Below are 21099 nucleotides of genomic sequence, written 5' to 3' on the forward strand. Positions count from 1 at the left end.
ACTGTTTTCGGTTCCGTTAAGAACCGGTCGCTCACTCAAAGCTGACAGGTATATGAATCTCTTCATAAACCTGACTTACTTTAGTGTGAGACTCTTGATACTTTCGCTTTCTGATCCGAAGATCAGCTCGCCTCCATCAAGCGCCCACACTTATCGGCTGTTAATTTTTAAAGAGCATTTCTGCGAGGAACTTCGTGTTTCTCAGCAGCGCTGCGTTTTCAGCAGCAGAGAAACGAGATTATGAACCGTCTTTCTTCACTCGTCAACAACTTTTTGAACTGCTTCGTTGTGACGGTGAGGGGTTCAGCTTCGTGTGCGTTCGGGTCACTACAACCACCCCAACCGCACCGCTTCCCTTCTTCTTCCGCACCGCGTTTCCGGTAGCGCGAAAGAGGCGTGATTCTATGCACCCGCCCCTCGCAATGCAACCCCTTTTGTGAAAATATTTTGAAAAAGCCCCGCACGCTGCCGCATGGGGGGCTCAGGTTAGACCGGCAATACCTCGGCGCCGCGTCGTTCTCTATATAGATAGAGTAGGTGCAGGCAACTCAGTTACCGGCCACCGCCGCCCGCAATTGCTCCAACGGCACGGCGTCGGCCATCGCCGTGTAGCCGGCGTCGCTCGGATGAATCCCGTCGCCGCTGTCATAGCGGCGCTGCAGCACGCTCGGGCGCGCCGGGTCGCGCAGCGCCGCATCGAAATCCACCACGCCGTCGAACCCGCCGCCGCTGCGGATCCATCGGTTCACCTCCAGCCGGATCGCCTCGCGCGCGGCCGGCAGCGCGGCCGGCGTCAGCGTCGCGCCGAAAACCTTCACGCCCCGGCGATGCGCGGCGTCGATCAACCGCCGATATCCGTCGATCAACGACGCGGCCGTAACCTGAGTGTGCGGGCTGTCGCAGTCGAGCCCCGTACGCGCCGGCATGGCCGCGAAGTTGATGTCGTTGATGCCGATCAGCACGATCGCTGCCTTCACGCCCGAGCGCGACAGCGCATCGCGCTCGTACCGCGCCGCCAGCGACGTGCCGTAGCACGCGGAATCGCTCAGCAACCGGTTGCCGCTGATGCCGAGATTCACGACGCCGACCGAATCCGAGCCCGCAGCCGCCAGCCTGCGCGCGAGCGCATCCGGCCAGCGGTGGTTGCGGTTCAGGCTCGAGCGCAGCCCGTCGGTAATCGAATCGCCGATCGCCGCGACGCTGGCCCGTGCGGAGCCGTCCTCGACGGCCAGTTCCGTCACCCACGCGTACTGCGTGAAGCGGGTTCGGAACGCGCGAGCGTCGGCGTCGGTTACGTAGTCGCCGGGCGACGACACGTAGTTGACCTGGTTCGACACCCGGTGCCACACCGTCATCCGCTGGCGCGCGCCCATCTGCAAACTGATCGCATACGGTCGCCCGGACGTCACGTCGATAGTCACCGGATCGCTTTCGAGCTCCTGGCCCGGCGCGAGCGTCACCGCCGCCCGTCCGCCGAAGCGCACCGCGACTGCACCACCCGCAAGCGCCGCACCGTCGCCCGCCGGCGCCAGGCTCGCCGCGTCGATCTGGAGCGGCGCATGCCCGTACGCGTTGCTCACGCGGATTCGCGCGGCCCGCCCCGATACCGTCGGGTAGACGATCTGCCGGACCGTACGACCGGCCACGTCCGGCGCGCGGTAGAGCGGCGGCGGCGCAGCGAGGTCGGGGATCGGCTGCAACGCGGTCGCCCACGCGGCAACCCATCCGCCCGGTGCGGCGGACGCCGCAACCGGCGACAGGAATACGGACGCGCCCACCAGCGCCGCGACGAAACCACTTCGAAATGACATCGGCGAAATCCTCTTCGGAAAGCGGGAATTGTGCCGCAGAACCGGCTCCCGTCACGCAGCGCACCATAAATCGGACGCAATCCCCTCTCGCCGCGACACCTGTCGTTTACCCGCATCTCGCCGTGAATCCATGCAAAATATATTAACCGACCGGTCGGTTGGTTTATACTTTGCGCACAATCAACCGGACGAGAATCTCCGCCATGTACACGCAATCCCTCGACATCCCCGGCAACGTCGCGCCGCTCGACGCCGCAGCCGAGTCACCCGAGCAAGCGCGGTTCGACGCGGTCATGGCCGCGGACGGCAAGGTCGAACCGCAGGACTGGATGCCCGACGCCTATCGCAAGACGCTGATCCGGCAAATCTCGCAGCATGCGCACTCGGAAGTCGTCGGCATGCTGCCGGAAGGCAACTGGATCTCGCGCGCGCCGAGCCTGAAGCGCAAGGCGATCCTGCTCGCGAAAGTACAGGACGAAGCCGGCCACGGCCTTTATCTATATAGCGCGGTCGAAACGCTCGGCGTGTCGCGCGAATCGCTGATCGACGCGCTGCACGCCGGCAAGGCGAAATATTCGAGCATCTTCAACTACCCGACGCCGACCTGGGCCGACGTCGGCGTGATCGGCTGGCTCGTCGACGGCGCCGCGATCATGAACCAGATTCCGCTGTGCCGCTGCACCTACGGCCCGTATGCGCGCGCCATGATCCGCGTGTGCAAGGAGGAATCGTTCCATCAGCGGCAGGGCTTCGATGCCCTGCTGTCGATGATGAAGGGCACCGACGCGCAGCGCGCGATGGTTCAGCAGGCGGTGGACCGCTGGTGGTGGCCGGTGCTGATGATGTTCGGCCCGAGCGATGCCGATTCGGTCCACAGCAACCAGTCCGCGAAGTGGGGCATCAAGCGGATCTCGAACGACGACCTGCGGCAGAAGTTCGTCGACGCGACCGTCGAGCAGGCCAAGGTGCTCGGCGTCACGCTGCCCGACCCCGACCTCAAGTGGAACGACGCGCGCGGCCACTACGACTACGGCGCGATCAACTGGGATGAATTCTGGCGCGTCGTCAACGGCGACGGCCCGTGCAACAAGGAACGCCTCGCGACCCGCGTGAAGGCGCACGCGGACGGCGCATGGGTGCGCGAAGCCGCGCTCGCGCACGAAGCGAAGCGCCGCGCCCGCGCCGAACAGCACGCCGCCTGAGCGGCACCATCGAATACAGGATTCAGGAGAGAGTGATGAACAAGGAATGGCCGATCTGGGAAGTGTTCGTGCGCAGCAAGCAGGGGCTCGACCACAAGCATTGCGGCAGCCTGCACGCGGCAGACGCGTCGATGGCGCTGCGCATGGCGCGCGACGTCTACACGCGCCGCCAGGAAGGCGTAAGCATCTGGGTGGTGCCGTCGTCGGCGATCACCGCGTCGGATCCGGCCGAAAAGGCCGAGCTGTTCGAACCGGCGGGCGACAAGATCTACCGCCATCCGACGTTCTACACGCTGCCCGACGAAGTCAACCACATGTAACGCCCGCGCCATGACGATCACGCCCGAACACCTCTCCTACGTGCTGCGCCTCGCGGACAATGCGCTGATCCTCGGTCAGCGCAACGCCGAATGGTGCGGCCACGGCCCGATCCTCGAGGAAGACATCGCGCTCACCAACATGAGTCTCGACCTGATCGGCCAGGCCCGCATGCTGTACACGCACGCAGCCGAGCTCGAGCGCCAGCTCAACGGCGCGGCGAAGACGGAGGACGATTACGCGTACTTCCGCACCGAACGCGAGTTCGCGAACTTCACGCTCGTCGAGCTGCCGCACTACGGCCCGCTCGCCGGCACCGCGCACGCCGACAAGGACTACGCGGTGACGATCGTGCGCAACTTCCTCTACACGACGCTGATGCTGCACGTGTGGACCGCGCTCGAAACCTCGACGGACGCGCAACTCGCGGCGATCGCCGCGAAATCGGTGAAGGAGACGCGCTATCACGTGCAGCACGCGCGCGAATGGCTGGTGCGCCTCGGCGACGGCACCGACGAATCGCATCGCCGCGCCCAGGCCGCGCTCGACTATCTGCTGCCGTACACGCGCGAGTTCTTCGTCGCGGACGCGATCGACGCCGCCGCCGTCGCCCAGGGCCTCGGCCCGGCCGCGGCCGCGCTCGAGACCGCGTGGCGCGCGGACGTGGACGATACGCTCGCCGAAGCGACGCTCGTGCCGCCCGCGCCCGTGCAGCACGTGACGACCGGCAAGCACGGCGAGCACTCGGAGCACATGGGCTACCTGCTCGCCGAAATGCAGAGCCTCGCGCGCCAGCATCCCGGCGCGAGCTGGTAAGCGGCCGCCGCGACCCACCGAACGGAGCCCGACGATGTCCGCCCAGACTGCCGCCCCCGCCCATGCCGACGCCGCGCCCGCCGCGCAGCGCGACGATCCGTTGCTCGCACGCGCGTGGGACGTGCTCGAGGCCGTGCCCGATCCCGAAGTCCCGGTCGTATCGATTCGCGAGCTCGGCATCCTGCGCGACGTCCGCCGCGCGCACGATGGCCTGCTCGAGGTCGTGATCACGCCGACCTACTCGGGCTGCCCCGCGATGTCGCAAATCGCCGAGGACATCGCGGCCGCGCTGCAGGCGGCCGGCCTGCCGCCGCACCGGATCGAGACGGTGCTCGCGCCCGCCTGGACGACCGACTGGATCACGCAGGAAGCGCGCGACAAGCTGCGCGCGTACGGCATCGCGCCGCCCGTCGGCCAGTGCGGCAGCGCCGCGCCGCGCGAGCAGGTCGTGCGCTTCGTGCCGCGTCCCGTCGCCGCGCCCGTGTGCCCGCGCTGCGGCTCCGCGCGCACCGAACGACTCGCGCAATTTGCGTCCACGGCCTGCAAGGCGCTGTATCGCTGCGTCGACTGCCGCGAACCCTTCGACTACTTCAAACCTTACTGATCATGGCGACCCCGCAATTCCACCCGCTGCGTATCCGCGACGTGCGCCCCGAAACCGCCGACGCCGTCACCGTCTCGTTCGACGTGCCGCCCGAGCTGCGCGACGCGTACCGCTTCACGCAGGGCCAGTTCGTCACGCTGAAGACGCACATCGACGGCGAGGAAACGCGCCGTTCGTATTCGATCTGCGTCGGCACGACCGACTACGACCGCGACGGCGAACTGCGCATCGGCATCAAGCGAGTGCGCGGCGGCCGCTTCTCGAACTTCGCGTTCGACACGCTGAAGCCGGGCCACACGATCGACGTGATGACGCCGGACGGCCGCTTCTTCACGCACCTGAACGCCGACCACGGCAAGCAGTACGTCGCGTTCTCGGGCGGCTCTGGCATCACGCCGGTGCTGGCCATCGTGAAGACCACGCTCGAGCTCGAGCCGCGCAGCACGTTCACGCTGATCTACGGCAACCGCAGCGTCGACGCGATCATGTTCGCGGAAGAGCTGGAGGACCTGAAGAACCGCTTCATGAACCGCTTCGTGCTGTATCACGTGCTGTCGGACGATCAGCAGGACGTCGAGCTGTTCAACGGCGTGCTCGACCAGGCGAAATGCGCGCAATTCCTCGCGACGCTGATGCCGGCCGACGCGATCGACGAAGCGTTCATCTGCGGCCCCGCACCGATGATGGATGCGGCCGAGGCCGCGCTGAAGGCCGCCGGCGTGTCGCCGGAGAAGGTGCACGTCGAGCGCTTCGGCACGCCGCTGCCGCAAGCCGGCGCGCCGGTCGTCGAGATCACCGAGCAGACGCCGGCCGCGGACCTCGAAATCGTCCTCGACGGCAAGAAGCGCAAGCTGCGCTTGCCGTACGAAGGCGTGAGCCTGCTCGACGTGGGGCTGCGCGCGGGCCTCGCGCTGCCGTACGCGTGCAAGGGCGGCGTGTGCTGCACGTGCCGCGCGAAGGTGGTCGAAGGCGAGGTGCGGATGGACAAGAACTACACGCTCGACGAGCGCGAAGTGAAGGACGGCTTCGTGCTGACGTGCCAGTGTCATCCGGTCAGCGACAAGGTCGTCGTGAGTTTCGACGAGCGTTGAGCGGCGTCGCACCGGCGCGCCGCGCCGGTTTCTCGCCGTCACACATCTCGCTTACACTAGGGGCCGCCGGCCGGTCGGACGTCGCAACGTCCGGCCGGCCGGCGGTTTTCTTTTGTTGACCACAGGCCGATGAGTACCATTCACGTGATTCAAGGCGGCAGCGCCGCCGAGTCGCTGCGCGACGCGCTCGCGCAAGCGGGACGCGACGAGCTCGTCGTCGGATTGCTCGACGATCTCGCGGTCGGCCCCTTGCAGGGCGTCGACGAGACGCCGGACACGCGCGCCGCGTTCTGGCAGCACGTGCTCGGCGACCAGATTCCCGACTGGCACGCGCAGATCGAAGGCGAGCTGGCCCGGCTCGACGCGCTCGCGGCGGACACCGGCCAGGTGGTCGTCTGGCATGCGCCGAGCGTCGGTGACAAGCTGCTGCTGCGCCGCGTCGCCTATCATCTGCGCAACGTGCCGCAGCGGCTGAACGAAGTGCGGATGTCGCCGGCCGATCTCGATGCACCGGCGCGCGCGGCGCTGACGCGCACCGATCAGGCGTGCGCGACCGGGATGTTCCCGCCGGCGGCGTTCGCCCGCAAACGCCCGGTGGCCGCGCCGATCTCGGTGCTGCGCATCGGCCGGCTCGCGCTCGAATGGCAGGAGGCGAAGCACCTGAACGCGGAATTGCGCTACTGGGTCAGCAACACGATCAAGAGCGGGCACTACACCGACCTCGACGCGCTGATCCTCGCGCATGCCGAAGCCGGCTGGCAACCCGCGCGGCGGCTCGTCGGCAGCGTCATGGCCGGCGCCGACCGCGGCGGGCTGTTCGTCAGCGATTCGATCGCGTGGTGGCGCTGCCGCGAACTGGCGGCAGCGGGCCGCCTCGAGCTGCAGGACGACGCGCCGGCCGCCCTCTCTTCCACGCAGGTGCGCGCGGCAGCCGCCGCCCGCTAACGTCCTGCATCTCCCTCTTTCGTCCCCTTTCGCATTCCACCATGGCCCGTACCCGAGCGCCCGACCACGAATCCCAGCGCGAGCAGATCCTCGATCTCGCCGCCGAGAAATTTGCGCAGACGAGCTATCCGAGCACGTCGATGTCCGATCTGGCGACCGCGAGCGGCACGTCGAAGGCCCGCCTCTATCACTACTACGAGAGCAAGGAAGCGATCCTGTTCGACCTGCTCGACCGCTACACGAAGCGGCTGATGCTGATCATCGCCGAGGTCGAAGGCGCGAGCCAGCGGCGCGGGCTCAGCGAGCGCGACGCGTTCGCCGAGCTCGTGCGCGCGTTCCTCGCCGAGTATGAGACGTCGCACAGCCGCCACGTGGCGCTGCTCAACGACGTCAAGTATCTGGAGGACGCACAGCGCGAAATCGTGCTCGATCGCCAGCGCGATATCGTCGCGGCGTTCGCGCGCCAGCTCGCACGCGCGTATCCCGACCGGATCTCGAAGGAAAACCAGACGTCGGTCACGATGATGGTGTTCGGGATGATCAACTGGACCTTCACGTGGCTGAAGCCCGGCGGCCGTCTGGGCTACCGCGACTTCGCCGAACAGGTGATCGACCTGATGGAGCGCGGGCTGTCCGGCACGGCATGATTGCCGCGCAGCAGCATGCGTTGCGCGGCCGTCACACTGCGACAGGCGGCCGCGCGTTTCATATGATGAATTTTCAATCCTTTAAAAATCAAATAGATACGCGGTTAGCTAAGCGGATTTAGAATTCCCCCTCGGCACGAACACGGCGAAATACGGGTTTTCCCCAACCCACTCAGGTAGAATGCTGCTGCGTCGCACAAGTCGCTTGTGCAGCTACACACTGAGGAACCCACGATGAACACGCAATCCGACCGCCGTGCCGATGCTGTCGGCAACGCCGGGACTGCGCCGGTTCTCGTCAGGGAACTGGCTTCCAAAGACCGTGAGCGCATGCTCACTCACTTTCTCTCGCTCGACGAAGAGGACCGCCTGCTGCGCTTCGGCCAGATGGTGCCCGACCACGTGATCGAGAACTATGTCCGTACGATCGATTTCGGTCGCGATACCGTATTCGGCGTGTTCGACCATGCGCTCGAACTGATCGGCGTCGGCCATCTGGCGTACCTGCCGGCCGACGGCGACAAGCGTACGGCCGAATTCGGCGTGTCGGTGCTGGAACGCGCGCGGGGTTGCGGCGTCGGCTCGAAGCTGTTCGAGCGCGCGGCGATCCGCAGCCGCAATACCCACGTGACGATGCTGTACATGCATTGCCTGTCGCGCAACGCGACGATGATGCACATCGCGAAGAAATCCGGGATGCGGATCGAATATGCCTACGGCGAAGCCGATGCATATCTGTCGCTGCCGCCGGCCGACCACTCGACGATCCTCGCCGAGATGCTGCAGGAGCAGGCCGCGGTGTTCGACTATGCACTGAAGCGCCAGGCGCACCGCACGTCGAAGTTCATCGAATCGATGATGCCCGCCGCGCTGACGGCGTAACGCATCGGCCGGTCGCGCCGCCCTGCGGGGCTGCGCGGCCGGCACACTTCCCCACTTCCTCCGCGCGCTAGCGCACCGACCGGATCGGCAACGCGGTCGTCTCCTTGAAGCATTCGAGCGAGAAGCTCGTCTTCACGTCGATCACCGACGGATGGTGCAGCAGATGCTCCTGCACGAAGCGGGAGAAATGCGCCATGTCCTCGACCTGCACCCGCAGCAGGTAATCCATGTCGCCCGTCATCGCATGGCACGCCACTACCTCCGGCCAGGTCTGCACCGCCGCGCGGAACAGCTCCGCGTGGGTCGCGCCCGCGCGCGCCGACGTCTCGTCGCTGCGGGCCGGCGCCAGGCCGCCGCGCTTCTCGAGCCGCACGCTGACGTACGCAAGCAGGTCGAGCCCGAGCTTCTGCGGGTCGAGCAGCGCGACGTAGCCGGTGATCACCCCGATCTCCTCGAGCCGCCGGATTCGCCGCAGGCACGGGCTCGGCGACAGGTTCACGCGCTCGGCGAGCTCCTGATTCGACAGGCGGCCGTTTTCCTGAAGGATCGCGAGAATCCGCCGATCGATGGCGTCCAATTCGACGAGCGCCATTTTCTGCCCTCCATTCGTGATATTGAGGCTGGAAATTGCGCCATCGTAGGCACCTGCGATTAAGTTCGCAAGTTTTCGCTCGTGGCTGCCCGCTACACTCTGTCGCAGGTATCGATCGCGTTGTGCGCGCCCGCCGCGCGCGCCGCGTTCGACGTGAACCGGGCCGGCGCCCCGCATCGCCCGGCCGATCGCCAAGCAGACAGGAGACAAGGCATGCAGATTCCCAACTGGGACAACCCCGTCGGCACCGACGGCTTCGAATTCATCGAATACACGGCGCCGGATCCGAAAGCGCTCGGACAGCTGTTCGAGCGGATGGGTTTCACCGCGATCGCGCGCCATCGCCACAAGGACGTGACGGTCTACCGTCAGGGCGACATCAACTTCATCATCAACGCCGAGCCGGATTCGTTCGCGCAGCGCTTCGCGCGCCTGCACGGCCCGTCGATCTGCGCGATCGCGTTCCGCGTGCAGGACGCCGCGAAAGCGTACCGGCACGCGCTCGAACTCGGCGCGTGGGGCTTCGACAACAAGACGGGTCCGATGGAGCTGAACATTCCGGCAATCAAGGGCATCGGCGATTCGCTGATCTATTTCGTCGACCGCTGGCGCGGCAAGAACGGCGCGCAGCCGGGCGCGATCGGCGACATCAGCATCTATGACGTCGACTTCGAGCCGATTCCCGGTGCCAACCCGAACCCGGTCGGCCACGGCCTCACTTATATCGACCACCTGACGCACAACGTGCATCGCGGCCGCATGCAGGAATGGGCGGAATTCTACGAACGCCTGTTCAACTTCCGCGAAGTGCGTTACTTCGACATCGAAGGCAAGGTCACCGGCGTGAAGTCGAAGGCGATGACGTCGCCGTGCGGCAAGATCCGGATCCCGATCAACGAGGAAGGCTCGGACACGGCCGGCCAGATCCAGGAATATTTGGACGCGTACCACGGCGAAGGCATCCAGCACATCGCGCTCGGCACGAACGACATCTACGGCGCCGTCGACGGGCTGCGCGGCAAGGGCGTGAAGCTGCTCGACACGATCGATACGTATTACGAGCTGGTCGATCGTCGCGTGCCGAACCACGGCGAATCGCTGGACGAACTGAAGAAGCGCAAGATCCTGATCGACGGCGCGCGCGACGACCTGCTGCTGCAGATCTTCACCGAGAACCAGATCGGCCCGATCTTCTTCGAGATCATCCAGCGCAAGGGCAATCAGGGCTTCGGCGAAGGCAACTTCAAGGCGTTGTTCGAATCGATCGAGCTCGATCAGATCCGTCGCGGCGTGGTGCAGGACAAAGCCTGACGCACCGGCCTCCTGCCCCGCGGCCGCACAGGAAAAAGGGCGGGAATCTTGCGATTCCCGCCCTTTTGTCGTCTTGCTCCAGCGGCGCGGCCGGACGGCCGCGCGAGCGGATCAACGCGCGTTCGCCTTACGTGCGGCGCGCGCCGCGGCCGGCTGCGCATCGGCGTCCTGCTGCGGCGCGACGTGGCGCAGCTGCGCACCGACGCTCGCCAGTGCGCTCGCACCTTGCGCGCGCACCGGGCCGGTCATCGCGAAAAAGGCCGCGGACACGATCAGGAAACTCTGGATATGGCGTGTGTTCATTGCACCTCCTTTAAAACTGCCGGCGCCTCCCCGGTTGCATCGGAGCAAACCGACACGGCCGGGCACCTCCGGCAGGCCGACAAGATTAACGGCGTTTGCACGAAGATGGGGACGGCTTTACATGCTTTTACATGATGTAACGCAATGCCGCGTGCAACTTCATTGCCTTGCGGCGGCACGGCCGGCGCTGGGCGGCGGGTTTATCCCAGTGCTACCATCACTTAAAACCGGCCAATATGCCGGCCACTGCCGACACGTTCACAAGACGTCGACGCAATCGAAGCTTTGGTGATCCCAAACTGGGTGGAGGAGACTGTTAATGAATGCCCCGCTAGACGCAGGCCAACGCGCGTCGCTTGAAGCCGCGCTGAAGTCCGTCACGCTTGACGACAAATACACGCTCGAACGCGGCCGCGCGTACATGAGCGGCATCCAGGCGCTCGTCCGGCTGCCGATGCTACAGCAGGAGCGCGACCGCGCCGCCGGCCTGAACACGGCCGGCTTCATCTCCGGCTACCGCGGCTCGCCGCTCGGCGGCCTCGACCTCTCGCTCTGGAAGGCCAAGCAGCATCTCGCCGCGCACCAGATCGTGTTCCAGCCCGGCCTGAACGAAGATCTCGCCGCCACCGCCGTGTGGGGCTCCCAGCAGGTGAACCTGTACCCCGGCGCGAAGTACGACGGCGTATTCGGCATGTGGTACGGCAAAGGCCCGGGCGTCGACCGCACCGGCGACGTGTTCAAGCATGCGAACTCGGCCGGCTCGTCCGCGCACGGCGGCGTGCTCGTGCTCGCCGGCGACGATCACGCCGCGAAATCCTCGACGCTCGCGCATCAGTCGGAACACATCTTCAAGGCCTGCGGGCTGCCGGTGCTGTTTCCGTCCAACGTGCAGGAATATCTCGACTTCGGCCTGCACGGCTGGGCGATGAGCCGCTACTCGGGGCTGTGGGTCGCGCTCAAGTGCGTGACGGACGTCGTCGAATCGTCGGCATCGGTCGACATCGACCCGCATCGCACCGACATCGTGCTGCCGACCGACTTCGTGCTGCCGGAAGGCGGCCTGAACATCCGCTGGCCGGACCCGCCGCTCGTGCAGGAAGCGCGGTTGCTCGACTACAAGTGGTACGCGGCGCTCGCGTACGTGCGCGCGAACAAGCTCGATCGGATCGAGATCGACTCGCCGAATGCCCGCTTCGGGATCATGACGGCCGGCAAGGCCTACCTCGACGTGCGTCAGGCGCTGACCGACCTCGGCCTCGACGACGACACCTGCGCGCGGATCGGCATCCGCCTGTACAAGGTCGGCTGTGTGTGGCCACTCGAAGCGCAGGGCGCGCAGGCGTTCGCGCGCGGCCTCGACGAAATCCTGGTCGTCGAGGAAAAGCGCCAGATCCTCGAATACGCGATCAAGGAAGAGCTGTACAACTGGCCCGACGCGCAGCGCCCGCGCGTGTTCGGCAAGTTCGACGAAAAGGACGGCGCCGGCGGCGAATGGTCGGTGCCGATGGGCAACTGGCTGCTGCCCGCGCATTACGAGCTGTCGCCCGCGATCATCGCGAAGGCGATCGCGACGCGCCTCGACAAGTTCGAGCTGCCGTCCGACGTGCGCGCGCGCATCGCCGCGCGGCTCGCGGTGATCAACGCGAAGGAAATGGCGCTCGCGAAGCCGCACGTGCAGACCGAACGCAAGCCGTGGTTCTGCTCGGGCTGCCCGCACAACACGTCGACCAACGTGCCGGAAGGCTCGCGCGCGATCGCCGGGATCGGCTGCCATTACATGACGGTCTGGATGGACCGCAACACGAGCACCTTCAGCCAGATGGGCGGCGAAGGCGTGCCGTGGATCGGCCAGGCGCCGTTTACCGACGAGAAGCACGTGTTCGCGAACCTCGGCGACGGCACCTACTTCCACTCGGGCCTGCTGGCGGTGCGCGCGGCGATCTCGTCGAAGGCGAACATCACCTACAAGATCCTCTACAACGACGCGGTCGCGATGACGGGCGGCCAGCCGGTCGACGGCGTGCTGACGGTGCCGCAGATCACGCACCAGCTCGCGTCCGAAGGCGCGAAGCGGATCGTGATCGTCACCGACGAGCCGGAAAAGTACGACAGCCAGAAGGCGCTGCTCGCGCCCGGCGTGACGGTCCATCACCGCGACCAGCTCGACGACGTGCAGCGCGAGTTGCGCGAGATCGCAGGCACGACGATCCTGATCTACGACCAGACCTGCGCGACCGAGAAGCGCCGTCGCCGCAAGCGCGGCACGTATCCCGACCCGGCGAAGCGCGTCGTGATCAACGATGCGGTATGCGAAGGCTGCGGCGACTGCTCGGTGAAGTCGAACTGCCTGTCGGTCGAGCCGCTCGAAACGGAATTCGGCACGAAGCGCCAGATCAATCAGTCGAGCTGCAACAAGGATTTCTCCTGTGTGAAGGGGTTCTGCCCGAGCTTCGTCACGGTCGAAGGCGGCCAGTTGAAGAAGCCGAAGGCGGTGGCCGTCGACGGCGGCGCGCTGCCGCCGATCCCGGAGCCGGCGCTGCCGGCGATCGACCGCGCCTACGGCGTGCTCGTGACCGGCGTGGGCGGCACCGGCGTCGTCACGATCGGCGCACTGCTCGGGATGGCCGCGCACCTGGAGAACAAGGGCGTGACCGTGCTCGACGTCACCGGCCTCGCGCAGAAGGGCGGCGCGGTGATGAGCCATGTGCAGATCTCGCATGCGCCGACCGACATCCATGCGACGCGGATCGCGATGGGCGAGGCCGACCTCGTGATCGGCTGCGACGCGATCGTCACGGCCGGCGACGAATGCACGTCGCGGATGCGGCGCGATGCGACGCGCGTCGTCGTGAACAGCGCGCAAACGCCGACCGCCGAGTTCATCAAGAACCCGAACTGGACGTTCCCGGGCTTGTCGGCCGAGAACGACATTCGCGCGGCGGCCGGCGAAGCCGTCGACTTCATCGACGCCAACCGCTTCGCGGTCGCGCTGCTCGGCGATGCGATCTACACGAACCCGTTCGTGCTCGGCTACGCGTGGCAGAAAGGCTGGCTGCCGCTCACGCTCGCGTCGCTCGAACGGGCGATCGAGCTGAACGCGGTGTCGGTCGAGAAGAACCGCGCCGCATTCGACTGGGGCCGCCGCGCGGCGCACGACCTGGCGAGCGTGAAGCAGGCGGCCGCCGGCGCCGCGGGCGCCGCGCAACGCGCCACCGTGATCGCGCTGCACACGAAGAAGGCGGTCGATGCGCTGATCGCGAAGCGCGTGGAGTTCCTCACCGCTTACCAGAACGCCGCATATGCGGCGCGCTATGCGGCCTTCGTCGACAAGGTGCGCGCGGCCGAACGGGCGCTTGCCGACGGCGACGCCGCGCAGGAGCCGCTGACCGAAGCAGTCGCGCGCAACCTGTTCAAGCTGATGGCGTACAAGGACGAATACGAGGTCGCGCGCCTGCAGTCCGATCCGGCGTTCGTCGCGCGTCTGTCGTCGCAGTTCGAAGGCGACTGGAAGCTGAAATTCCACCTCGCGCCGCCGCTGTTCGCGAAGAAGGACGCGCACGGCCATCTCGTGAAGAAGGCGTACGGCCCGTGGATGCTGTCGGCGTTCCGCCTGCTCGCGAAGGCGAAGTTCCTGCGCGGCACCGGCCTCGATCCGTTCGGACGCACCGAGGAGCGCCGCACCGAGCGTGCGCTGATCGGCGAGTACGAGGCGCTGATCGACGAAGTGCTGGGCCGGCTGAACGCGGCCAACCGCCCGCTCGCGCTCGAGCTGGCCGCGCTGCCGGACGGCATCCGCGGGTTCGGCCACGTGAAGGAGAACAACCTGCGCGCGGTGCGCCAGAAGTGGGATGCGCTGCTGGCGAAGTGGCGCTCGCCGGCGGGCGGACAGTCGCACCAGCAGGTCGCGTAACGGCAGGTGGCGGGCGGCGGTCGTGCCGGCCGCCGCCCGCCGTTGCAATAGCGCCGGTTCGCAGCAAAAGCGCGAAAAAAAGCCACGGAACGCAGGTTCCGTGGCTTTTTCCATTGCGCGGCGCCCATAAGCGCGCCGGCGACCTTACTTCGTGTTCGCGTTCGCGGCGGCCACGGCGGTCATGTTGATGATCCGGCGCACGGTCGCAGCCGGCGTCAGGATGTGAACCGGCTTCGCGGCGCCGAGCAGGAACGGGCCGACCGTCACGCCGTCCCCGCCGACCATCTTCAGCAGGTTGTACGCGATGTTCGCCGCTTCGACGTTCGGCATGATCAGCAGGTTCGCTTCGCCCGACAGCGTGGTGCCCGGGAACGCAGCCTTGCGGACCGCTTCGGACAGCGCCGCATCGCCATGCATTTCGCCATCGACCTCGAGGTTCGGCGCACGCTCGTTGATCAGCCGGCGGGCTTCGGCCATCCGGCGCGACGACGCCGACGGCGCGCTGCCGAAGTTCGAGTTCGACAGCAGTGCGGCCTTCGGCGTGATGCCGAAGCGCTCGATCTCGCCGGCCGCCTGGATCGTCATGTCGGCGAGCTGCTCGGCGCTCGGCAGCTCGTTCACGTAGGTGTCGCACATGAACAGGTTGCGGCCCGGCAGCATCAGCAGGTTCATCGCCGCGAAATGCTCGGCGCCCTTCGCACGGCCCAGCACCTGCTCGATGAACTTCAGGTGCGTGTGGAACGTGTCGATCATCCCGCAGATCATCCCGTCCGCGTCGCCCAGATGCACGAGCATCGCGCCGATCAGCGTGTTGAACTTGCGCAGCGCCGCCTTCGCGACTTCCGGCGTCACGCCGTCGCGCGCGCCGATCTCGTGGTACGCCTGCCAGTAGCGCTGGTAGCGCGTATCGTCTTCCGGATTCACGATCTCGAAATCGACGCCGGCCTTCAGCTTCGAGCCGATCTTCTCGAGGCGCATCTCGACGACCGACGGCCGGCCGATGATGACCGGCTTCGCGATCTTCTCGAGCAGCACGAATTGCGCGGCACGCAGCACGCGCTCGTCCTCGCCCTCGGCGAACACGATGCGCGCTTCCTTCTTCTTCGCGGTCGCGAACACCGGACGCATCACCATGCCGGTGCGGTAGACGGTCGTGCCGAGTTGCTCGCGGTAGGCGTCCATGTCCTCGATCGGACGGGTCGCGACGCCCGAATCCATCGCGGCCTGCGCGACGGCCGGCGCGATCTTGATGATCAGGCGCGGATCGAACGGCTTCGGAATCAGGTATTCCGGCCCGAACTCGAGCGAGTGGCCTTCATATGCCTTCGCGACTTCCTCGCTCTGGTCGGTTTCCTCGGCCAGTTCGGCGATCGCGCGCACGCATGCGAGCTTCATTTCCTCGGTGATCGTCGTCGCGCCGACGTCCAGCGCGCCGCGGAAGATGAACGGGAAGCACAGCACGTTGTTGACCTGGTTCGGATAGTCCGAACGGCCGGTCGCGACGATCGCGTCCGGGCGCACGGCCTTCGCGTCTTCCGGGCGGATTTCCGGCTCCGGGTTCGCCAGTGCGAGGATCAGCGGCCGGTCGCCCATCGTCTTGACCATGTCCTGCTTCAGCACGCCCGCGCTCGAGCAGCCGAGGAACACGTCCGCGCCGACGATCGCATCGGCGAGCGTGCGCGCGTCGGTGGTCGCCGCATAGCGCTGCTTCGACGGATCGAGATTGCCGCGCCCTTCGTAGATCACGCCCTTCGAGTCGGCCACCAGGATGTTCGTCTTCGTCAGGCCGAGCTTCACGAGCAGGTCCAGACACGCGATCGCGGCCGCGCCGGCGCCCGAGCACACGAGCTTCACGTCGGCGAGCTTCTTGCCGACAACCTTCAGGCCGTTCAGGATCGCGGCCGACGCGATGATCGCGGTGCCGTGCTGGTCGTCGTGGAAGACCGGAATCTTCATGCGCTCGCGCAGCTTCTGCTCGATGTAGAAGCATTCGGGCGCCTTGATGTCCTCGAGGTTGATGCCGCCGAGCGTCGGCTCGAGCATCGCGATCGCCTCGACCAGCTTGTCGGGGTCCGATTCGGACAGTTCGATGTCGAACACGTCGATGCCCGCGAACTTCTTGAACAGGCAGCCCTTGCCCTCCATCACCGGCTTGGCGGCCAGCGGGCCGATGTTGCCGAGGCCGAGCACGGCCGTGCCGTTCGTCACGACGCCGACCAGGTTGCCGCGCGACGTGTATTTCTGCGCGTCGAGCGGATCGGCGTGGATCGCCTCGCACGCGGCGGCGACGCCCGGCGAGTAAGCGAGCGACAGATCGAGCTGGTTCGACAGCGGCTTGGTCGGCGTGACCGAAATCTTGCCGGGCTTCGGGTTCAGGTGATAAGCGAGAGCGGCCTGCTTCAGTTGTTCGTCCATGATTGACCTGCGAGAGACATGCGAAATATTGACGGTTCAGTACACAGCACCAGCGGCCGCATCTGCGTGAATCGAAGAGGTAGTCGACTGCGAGACGGCCCGCGGCACGCCCGGTCGGCGCGCCATCGAACCTCGGCGGGTGGCAACGGGAAAGTACAAAGTACTGAACGATTTCCAAGGGGCGACTAGTGTACACCCGCGCATGCGCCGTGTTGGTGCGCCGCCGCATATGCGCCGTCGATGGACGTTCGATCGGTCCCCGGTTGATCCGGCGGCGTCGGCCGCCCGCCCGAACCCGCGAATTCCGCCGAAAACCGGCCTGAATCGGGTAAAATAGCGGGCTACGCGCGCAGCGAAACGATCGGTGTTCCGATCGTGCCCCGGCCCTTCGGGCAGGTTCCCCTTGCTGCGCCATCGGGCGCGCGCCCGCTCTTCGCTCATCACCCAAGGAATGCCCATGACAGGCTACGATCGTCAGTCGATCTCGGATACGACCGCCAAAATCCTGCTGGAAGTGCAGGCGGTGCACTTCAACGCCGAAAAACCGTTCATCTTCACGTCCGGGTGGGCAAGCCCCGTCTACATCGACTGCCGCAAGCTGATTTCGTATCCGCGCGTGCGCCGTGCGCTGATGGAAATGGCGGAAACGACGATCATGCGCGACGTCGGCTTCGAGCAGATCGACTCGGTGGCGGGCGGCGAGACGGCCGGCATCCCGTTCGCGGCATGGCTCGCCGACCGCATGATGGTGCCGATGCAGTACGTGCGCAAGAAGCCGAAGGGCTTCGGCCGCAACGCGCAGATCGAGGGTCATCTGGAAGAAGGCTCGCGCGTGCTGCTGGTGGAAGACCTGACGACCGACAGCCGCAGCAAGATCAACTTCGTCAACGCGCTGCGCACCGCGGGCGCGACGGTGAACCACTGCTTCGTGCTGTTCCACTACAACATCTTCAAGGAAAGCGTGTCGGTCCTGAAGGACATCGACGTCGACCTGCACGCGCTCGCGACCTGGTGGGACGTGCTGCGCGTCGCGAAGGCGTCGGGCTACTTCGAGACCAAGACGCTCGACGAAGTCGAGAAATTCCTGCACGCGCCGGCCGAGTGGTCGGCGGCGCACGGCGGCGCCACGGCCCCGAAAGAATGACGCCACCCCGGCCACGCTGCCGGCGCCCAGGCTGAAACGGCCGCCCGCGACCTCGCGGGCGGTTTTTTTTCGTCCGTCGATCCAGATCAGCATCGGGCCGCGTCCGCGGCCACGGCATGCATCGCGCATCCAACCCTAATGCTAGACTTGCTCCAGCGCCGCCATCGGCTGCGCGCGCAACCACCTACAACGCCAATCACGCCGGGAGCGTCGGCCCGGCTCACGTGACGGGAGCAGCGCCATATGCGTGTGGATCGCCGGATCACCTCACCTGCGCCACCCGGTCGTACGGCTCCGTTCATCGCTACCCTGCTCTGCGCCGCCGCCGCCGCGTTGGCCACGTTCGCCACCGCGCCCGCGCGCGCGGAAGGCCCGTTCACCGTCACGAGCACCGACCTCGCGCCCGGTGGGCGCGTCGGCGCCGCGCAGCTGTTCGACCGCGGCGAATGCAACGGTGAAAACCGCTCGCCGCAGCTCAGTTGGCGCAATCCGCCGCCCGGCACGCGCGGCTACGCGGTGACGATCTTCGATCCCGATGCGCCGGGGCACGGCTGGTGGCACTGGGCCGTCGCCGACCTTCCCGCGACCGTCACGAGCCTGCCGGCCAATGCGAGCGCGTCGGGCTTCCTGCGGCGCATCGGCGCGAGCGAGGCGCGCAACGACTTCGGAACCGACGGCTACGGCGGCCCGTGCCCGCCGCCGGGCAAACCGCACCGCTACGTGATCACCGTGTACGCGCTCAAGGGCACGGACCTGCGCGTGGCCCAAGGGCGCCCCGCGCCGATGTTCGAGCACGAAATCGGCACGCTGACGATCGGCACCGCGCAGCTCACCGTCACCTACGGGCGATGAGCGCAGGCGGGCGTCGCGATCGCTTCGGCGCGCGAACGTCCACGCACCGCGCGCCGTTCTCCCGTCATTTCGGCTTGCTAGACTCCACCGCAGCGGTCGCGGCATCCCGCCGCGCACCCGTCGCGCCGCCCCGCTGCGGCGCGTGACGCGGCAGGCCGCGGCGGCCGCCGTGTCGTCCCCTTCCGGAGAACGCCTCATGTCGAACATCGTCATCGTCTATCACAGCGGCTACGGTCATACGCAGAAACTCGCCGAAGCCGTCCACGCCGGCGCGCAGGACGCCGGCGCGGCCGCACGGCTGATCGCAGTCGGCGAGCTCGACGACGCGGGCTGGGCCGCGCTCGACGCGGCAGACGCGATCGTCTTCGGCGCGCCGACCTACATGGGCGGGCCGTCCGCACAGTTCAAACAGTTTGCAGATGCGACGTCGAAACCGTGGTTCACGCAGAAATGGAAGGACAAGCTCGCCGCCGGCTTCACGAACTCGGCGACGATGAACGGCGACAAGTTCTCGACGATTCAATATTTCGTCACGCTGGCGATGCAGCATGGGATGGTATGGGTCGGCACGGGGATGATGCCGGCCAACTCGAAGGCGGCGACCCGCAACGACATCAATTACGTCGGCGGCTTCACGGGCCTGCTGGCGCAGTCGCCGGCCGACGCGACGCCCGACGAGGCGCCGCTGCCCGGCGACCTCGAGACGGCCAAGCTGTTCGGCCAGCGCGTCGCGCAGGCCGCCGTGCGCTGGACGGCCGGCGGCCGCTGAACGCCCGACGCTGGGCAGCGCGGCGGCACGCGGCGCGCGCACCACGCGCGCCGCACGCGCCAAAGCGACACAAGGCGGCCCGCGGGCCGTCTTTTTTTGGCCGCCGGCGGGCAGGCCCGCCGGCTGACGTCTTAAAATGGCGGTTTCAGGGCGCCGCGGCTCCCGTTTCATTCAGCGAGAACGAAATGAGCACCAAAGTTTTTGTCGACGGCCAGGAAGGCACCACCGGCCTCAAGATCTTCGAATACCTGTCGGCGCGCAACGACATCGAAATCCTGCGCATCGACGAAGCGAAGCGCAAGGACGTCGACGAGCGCCGCCGCCTGATCAATGCATCGGACGTCACGTTCCTGTGCCTGCCGGACGTCGCATCGCGCGAGTCGGCCTCGCTCGTCGAGAACCCGAACACGACGCTGATCGACGCGAGCACCGCGTTCCGCACCAGCGCCGACTGGGCGTACGGCCTGCCCGAGCTGACCCGCACGCAGCGCGACAAGATTCGCAACGCGAAGCGCATCGCGGTGCCGGGCTGCCACGCGTCGGCGTTCGTGCTGGCGATGCGCCCGCTCGTCGATGCCGGCATCGTCGCCCCGAGCTTCGCCGCGCACAGCTACTCGATCACCGGCTACAGCGGCGGCGGCAAGTCGATGATCGCCGACTACGAAAACGCGGCGCCGGGCGGCAAGCTCGCGAGCCCGCGCCCGTATGCGCTCGCGCTCGCGCACAAGCATCTACCGGAAATGGCCGCGCACACGGGCCTCGCGCACGCGCCGATCTTCACGCCGATCGTCGGGCCGTTCCTGAAGGGCCTCGCGGTCACGACCTACTTCTCGCCGGAGCAGCTCGCGAAGCGCGCGACGCCGCAGGACGTGCAGCGCGTGTTCGCCGAGTACTACGCGGACGAGCCGTTCGTGCGCGTCGCGCCGTTCAACGCCGACGAGAATCTCGACAGCGGCTTCTTCGACGTGCAGGCCAACAACGACACGAACCGCGTCGACCTCTTCGTGTTCGGCAACGAAGAGCGCTTCGTCACGGTCGCCCGCCTGGACAACCTCGGCAAGGGCGCATCGGGCGCCGCGATCCAGTGCATGAACCTCAACATCGGCGCCGCCGAGGACACCGGCCTCAAACGCTGAGCGCGCTTGCACGCGATGCAAAGCCGGCCGCGGGCCGGCTTTTTATTTGCCCATATCGGGCAATGAATTAAATCCAGTCGCCTGATTTACAAATATTTACAAGCTTTCCATTGCACGAGTGGCGTTGAATTAATTCAACGATTTTTATCCAGTCAATCCCGAATAGGGATAAACCGGATACCCGCGATTTAAACGCAGCCGTTATACGCGGGAAGGCTCCGGACGCCCGATCCGCGCGGCCGACGCCCACCGCGGCGCCACTCTACGACGCGCCGCGCGTTTTAATTCTTACTGAAATCCGCTTCCCGCAAGGATTCGTCGCGGGCGCTTTGTTTCAAGCGCCTTTTTTAG

At 66.5% G+C, this 21099-nt stretch carries 18 protein-coding genes; 14 read left to right on the forward strand and 4 right to left on the reverse strand.

Going from position 1 to position 21099, the window contains the following annotated elements:
* Window positions 1-548: 548 nt before the first annotated feature.
* Window positions 549-1811, reverse strand: a complete 1263-nt coding sequence (locus C3Y15_RS26545) for an SGNH/GDSL hydrolase family protein (protein ID WP_069246120.1) — start codon at window positions 1809-1811, stop codon at window positions 549-551.
* A 203-nt stretch (window positions 1812-2014) separates the two neighbouring features.
* Here C3Y15_RS26545 and paaA point away from each other — a divergent pair, with 203 nt between their 5' ends.
* The 8 genes from paaA (at window position 2015) to C3Y15_RS26585 (ending at window position 8316) form a co-directional block, all read left to right on the forward strand.
* On the forward strand, window positions 2015-3013 hold the full coding sequence (paaA, locus tag C3Y15_RS26550; protein WP_059462340.1) for a 1,2-phenylacetyl-CoA epoxidase subunit PaaA: 999 nt from the start codon (window positions 2015-2017) through the stop codon (window positions 3011-3013).
* 35 nt (window positions 3014-3048) lie between these two features.
* Window positions 3049-3333: a 1,2-phenylacetyl-CoA epoxidase subunit PaaB gene (paaB, locus tag C3Y15_RS26555; protein ID WP_006752453.1), complete on the forward strand. Its 285-nt coding sequence runs from the start codon at window positions 3049-3051 to the stop codon at window positions 3331-3333.
* A gap of 10 nt (window positions 3334-3343) precedes the next feature.
* Entirely contained in the window at window positions 3344-4147 is an 804-nt protein-coding gene (gene paaC, locus C3Y15_RS26560; RefSeq protein ID WP_011882992.1) for a 1,2-phenylacetyl-CoA epoxidase subunit PaaC, read from the forward strand.
* A gap of 34 nt (window positions 4148-4181) precedes the next feature.
* Window positions 4182-4751, forward strand: a complete 570-nt coding sequence (gene paaD, locus C3Y15_RS26565; RefSeq protein ID WP_069246119.1) for a 1,2-phenylacetyl-CoA epoxidase subunit PaaD — start codon at window positions 4182-4184, stop codon at window positions 4749-4751.
* Between the two features lie 2 nt (window positions 4752-4753).
* Window positions 4754-5842: a 1,2-phenylacetyl-CoA epoxidase subunit PaaE gene (paaE, locus tag C3Y15_RS26570; protein ID WP_011882990.1), complete on the forward strand. Its 1089-nt coding sequence runs from the start codon at window positions 4754-4756 to the stop codon at window positions 5840-5842.
* 129 nt (window positions 5843-5971) lie between these two features.
* Window positions 5972-6787, forward strand: coding sequence for a DUF1835 domain-containing protein (locus tag C3Y15_RS26575; protein WP_011882989.1), 816 nt, complete (start codon window positions 5972-5974; stop codon window positions 6785-6787).
* Between the two features lie 41 nt (window positions 6788-6828).
* Complete coding sequence (locus tag C3Y15_RS26580) at window positions 6829-7434, forward strand: TetR/AcrR family transcriptional regulator (protein WP_011882988.1); 606 nt, start codon at window positions 6829-6831, stop codon at window positions 7432-7434.
* Window positions 7435-7668: 234 nt separating this feature from the next.
* Window positions 7669-8316 (forward strand): GNAT family N-acetyltransferase, encoded by a 648-nt coding sequence (locus tag C3Y15_RS26585; RefSeq protein ID WP_011882987.1) that lies wholly within the window; start codon window positions 7669-7671, stop codon window positions 8314-8316.
* A gap of 67 nt (window positions 8317-8383) precedes the next feature.
* Here the strand turns inward: C3Y15_RS26585 and C3Y15_RS26590 are convergent, their stop codons facing one another.
* Complete coding sequence (locus tag C3Y15_RS26590; protein WP_069246118.1) at window positions 8384-8908, reverse strand: Lrp/AsnC family transcriptional regulator; 525 nt, start codon at window positions 8906-8908, stop codon at window positions 8384-8386.
* A gap of 213 nt (window positions 8909-9121) precedes the next feature.
* Between C3Y15_RS26590 and hppD the strand changes: the two genes are divergently transcribed.
* Entirely contained in the window at window positions 9122-10219 is a 1098-nt protein-coding gene (gene hppD, locus C3Y15_RS26595; RefSeq protein ID WP_041493933.1) for a 4-hydroxyphenylpyruvate dioxygenase, read from the forward strand.
* A gap of 111 nt (window positions 10220-10330) precedes the next feature.
* Here the strand turns inward: hppD and C3Y15_RS26600 are convergent, their stop codons facing one another.
* Entirely contained in the window at window positions 10331-10522 is a 192-nt protein-coding gene (locus C3Y15_RS26600; RefSeq protein WP_014722271.1) for a hypothetical protein, read from the reverse strand.
* A 319-nt stretch (window positions 10523-10841) separates the two neighbouring features.
* Between C3Y15_RS26600 and C3Y15_RS26605 the strand changes: the two genes are divergently transcribed.
* Window positions 10842-14432 (forward strand): indolepyruvate ferredoxin oxidoreductase family protein, encoded by a 3591-nt coding sequence (locus C3Y15_RS26605; protein ID WP_034192914.1) that lies wholly within the window; start codon window positions 10842-10844, stop codon window positions 14430-14432.
* A 144-nt stretch (window positions 14433-14576) separates the two neighbouring features.
* Here C3Y15_RS26605 and C3Y15_RS26610 read toward each other — a convergent pair whose 3' ends face one another.
* Entirely contained in the window at window positions 14577-16847 is a 2271-nt protein-coding gene (locus C3Y15_RS26610; RefSeq protein ID WP_011882982.1) for an NADP-dependent malic enzyme, read from the reverse strand.
* A gap of 457 nt (window positions 16848-17304) precedes the next feature.
* Between C3Y15_RS26610 and C3Y15_RS26615 the strand changes: the two genes are divergently transcribed.
* From C3Y15_RS26615 to argC, 4 genes are all read left to right on the forward strand, one after another.
* Window positions 17305-17991, forward strand: a complete 687-nt coding sequence (locus C3Y15_RS26615) for an orotate phosphoribosyltransferase (RefSeq protein ID WP_006752465.1) — start codon at window positions 17305-17307, stop codon at window positions 17989-17991.
* 243 nt (window positions 17992-18234) lie between these two features.
* The gene (locus C3Y15_RS26620) at window positions 18235-18843 is read left to right on the forward strand and encodes a YbhB/YbcL family Raf kinase inhibitor-like protein (protein ID WP_059561542.1); all 609 of its coding nucleotides are present in this window, start codon (window positions 18235-18237) and stop codon (window positions 18841-18843) included.
* A gap of 196 nt (window positions 18844-19039) precedes the next feature.
* Window positions 19040-19612 carry a flavodoxin family protein gene (locus tag C3Y15_RS26625; RefSeq protein ID WP_011882980.1) on the forward strand — a complete coding sequence of 191 codons (573 nt, stop codon included), beginning with the start codon at window positions 19040-19042 and terminating at the stop codon, window positions 19610-19612.
* Between the two features lie 185 nt (window positions 19613-19797).
* Window positions 19798-20748 carry an N-acetyl-gamma-glutamyl-phosphate reductase gene (gene argC, locus C3Y15_RS26630; RefSeq protein WP_014722267.1) on the forward strand — a complete coding sequence of 317 codons (951 nt, stop codon included), beginning with the start codon at window positions 19798-19800 and terminating at the stop codon, window positions 20746-20748.
* Window positions 20749-21099: the final 351 nt, after the last annotated feature.

Source organism: Burkholderia sp. B10 (assembly GCF_004368385.1).
Classification (GTDB): Bacteria; Pseudomonadota; Gammaproteobacteria; order Burkholderiales; family Burkholderiaceae; genus Burkholderia; species Burkholderia vietnamiensis.

What these genes read in the sequence shown, in the direction of transcription:
- C3Y15_RS26610 (WP_011882982.1), bottom strand. Translation starts at nt 16,847, where the DNA reads ATGGACGAACAACTGAAGCAGGCCGCTCTCGCTTATCACCTGAACCCG.
- C3Y15_RS26585 (WP_011882987.1), top strand. Translation starts at nt 7,669, where the DNA reads ATGAACACGCAATCCGACCGCCGTGCCGATGCTGTCGGCAACGCCGGG.
- paaB (WP_006752453.1), top strand. Translation starts at nt 3,049, where the DNA reads ATGAACAAGGAATGGCCGATCTGGGAAGTGTTCGTGCGCAGCAAGCAG.
- C3Y15_RS26600 (WP_014722271.1), bottom strand. Translation starts at nt 10,522, where the DNA reads ATGAACACACGCCATATCCAGAGTTTCCTGATCGTGTCCGCGGCCTTT.
- C3Y15_RS26625 (WP_011882980.1), top strand. Translation starts at nt 19,040, where the DNA reads ATGTCGAACATCGTCATCGTCTATCACAGCGGCTACGGTCATACGCAG.
- argC (WP_014722267.1), top strand. Translation starts at nt 19,798, where the DNA reads ATGAGCACCAAAGTTTTTGTCGACGGCCAGGAAGGCACCACCGGCCTC.
- C3Y15_RS26580 (WP_011882988.1), top strand. Translation starts at nt 6,829, where the DNA reads ATGGCCCGTACCCGAGCGCCCGACCACGAATCCCAGCGCGAGCAGATC.
- C3Y15_RS26620 (WP_059561542.1), top strand. Translation starts at nt 18,235, where the DNA reads ATGCGTGTGGATCGCCGGATCACCTCACCTGCGCCACCCGGTCGTACG.
- C3Y15_RS26605 (WP_034192914.1), top strand. Translation starts at nt 10,842, where the DNA reads ATGAATGCCCCGCTAGACGCAGGCCAACGCGCGTCGCTTGAAGCCGCG.
- hppD (WP_041493933.1), top strand. Translation starts at nt 9,122, where the DNA reads ATGCAGATTCCCAACTGGGACAACCCCGTCGGCACCGACGGCTTCGAA.
- paaD (WP_069246119.1), top strand. Translation starts at nt 4,182, where the DNA reads ATGTCCGCCCAGACTGCCGCCCCCGCCCATGCCGACGCCGCGCCCGCC.
- C3Y15_RS26615 (WP_006752465.1), top strand. Translation starts at nt 17,305, where the DNA reads ATGACAGGCTACGATCGTCAGTCGATCTCGGATACGACCGCCAAAATC.
- C3Y15_RS26545 (WP_069246120.1), bottom strand. Translation starts at nt 1,811, where the DNA reads ATGTCATTTCGAAGTGGTTTCGTCGCGGCGCTGGTGGGCGCGTCCGTA.
- C3Y15_RS26575 (WP_011882989.1), top strand. Translation starts at nt 5,972, where the DNA reads ATGAGTACCATTCACGTGATTCAAGGCGGCAGCGCCGCCGAGTCGCTG.
- paaE (WP_011882990.1), top strand. Translation starts at nt 4,754, where the DNA reads ATGGCGACCCCGCAATTCCACCCGCTGCGTATCCGCGACGTGCGCCCC.
- C3Y15_RS26590 (WP_069246118.1), bottom strand. Translation starts at nt 8,908, where the DNA reads ATGGCGCTCGTCGAATTGGACGCCATCGATCGGCGGATTCTCGCGATC.
- paaC (WP_011882992.1), top strand. Translation starts at nt 3,344, where the DNA reads ATGACGATCACGCCCGAACACCTCTCCTACGTGCTGCGCCTCGCGGAC.
- paaA (WP_059462340.1), top strand. Translation starts at nt 2,015, where the DNA reads ATGTACACGCAATCCCTCGACATCCCCGGCAACGTCGCGCCGCTCGAC.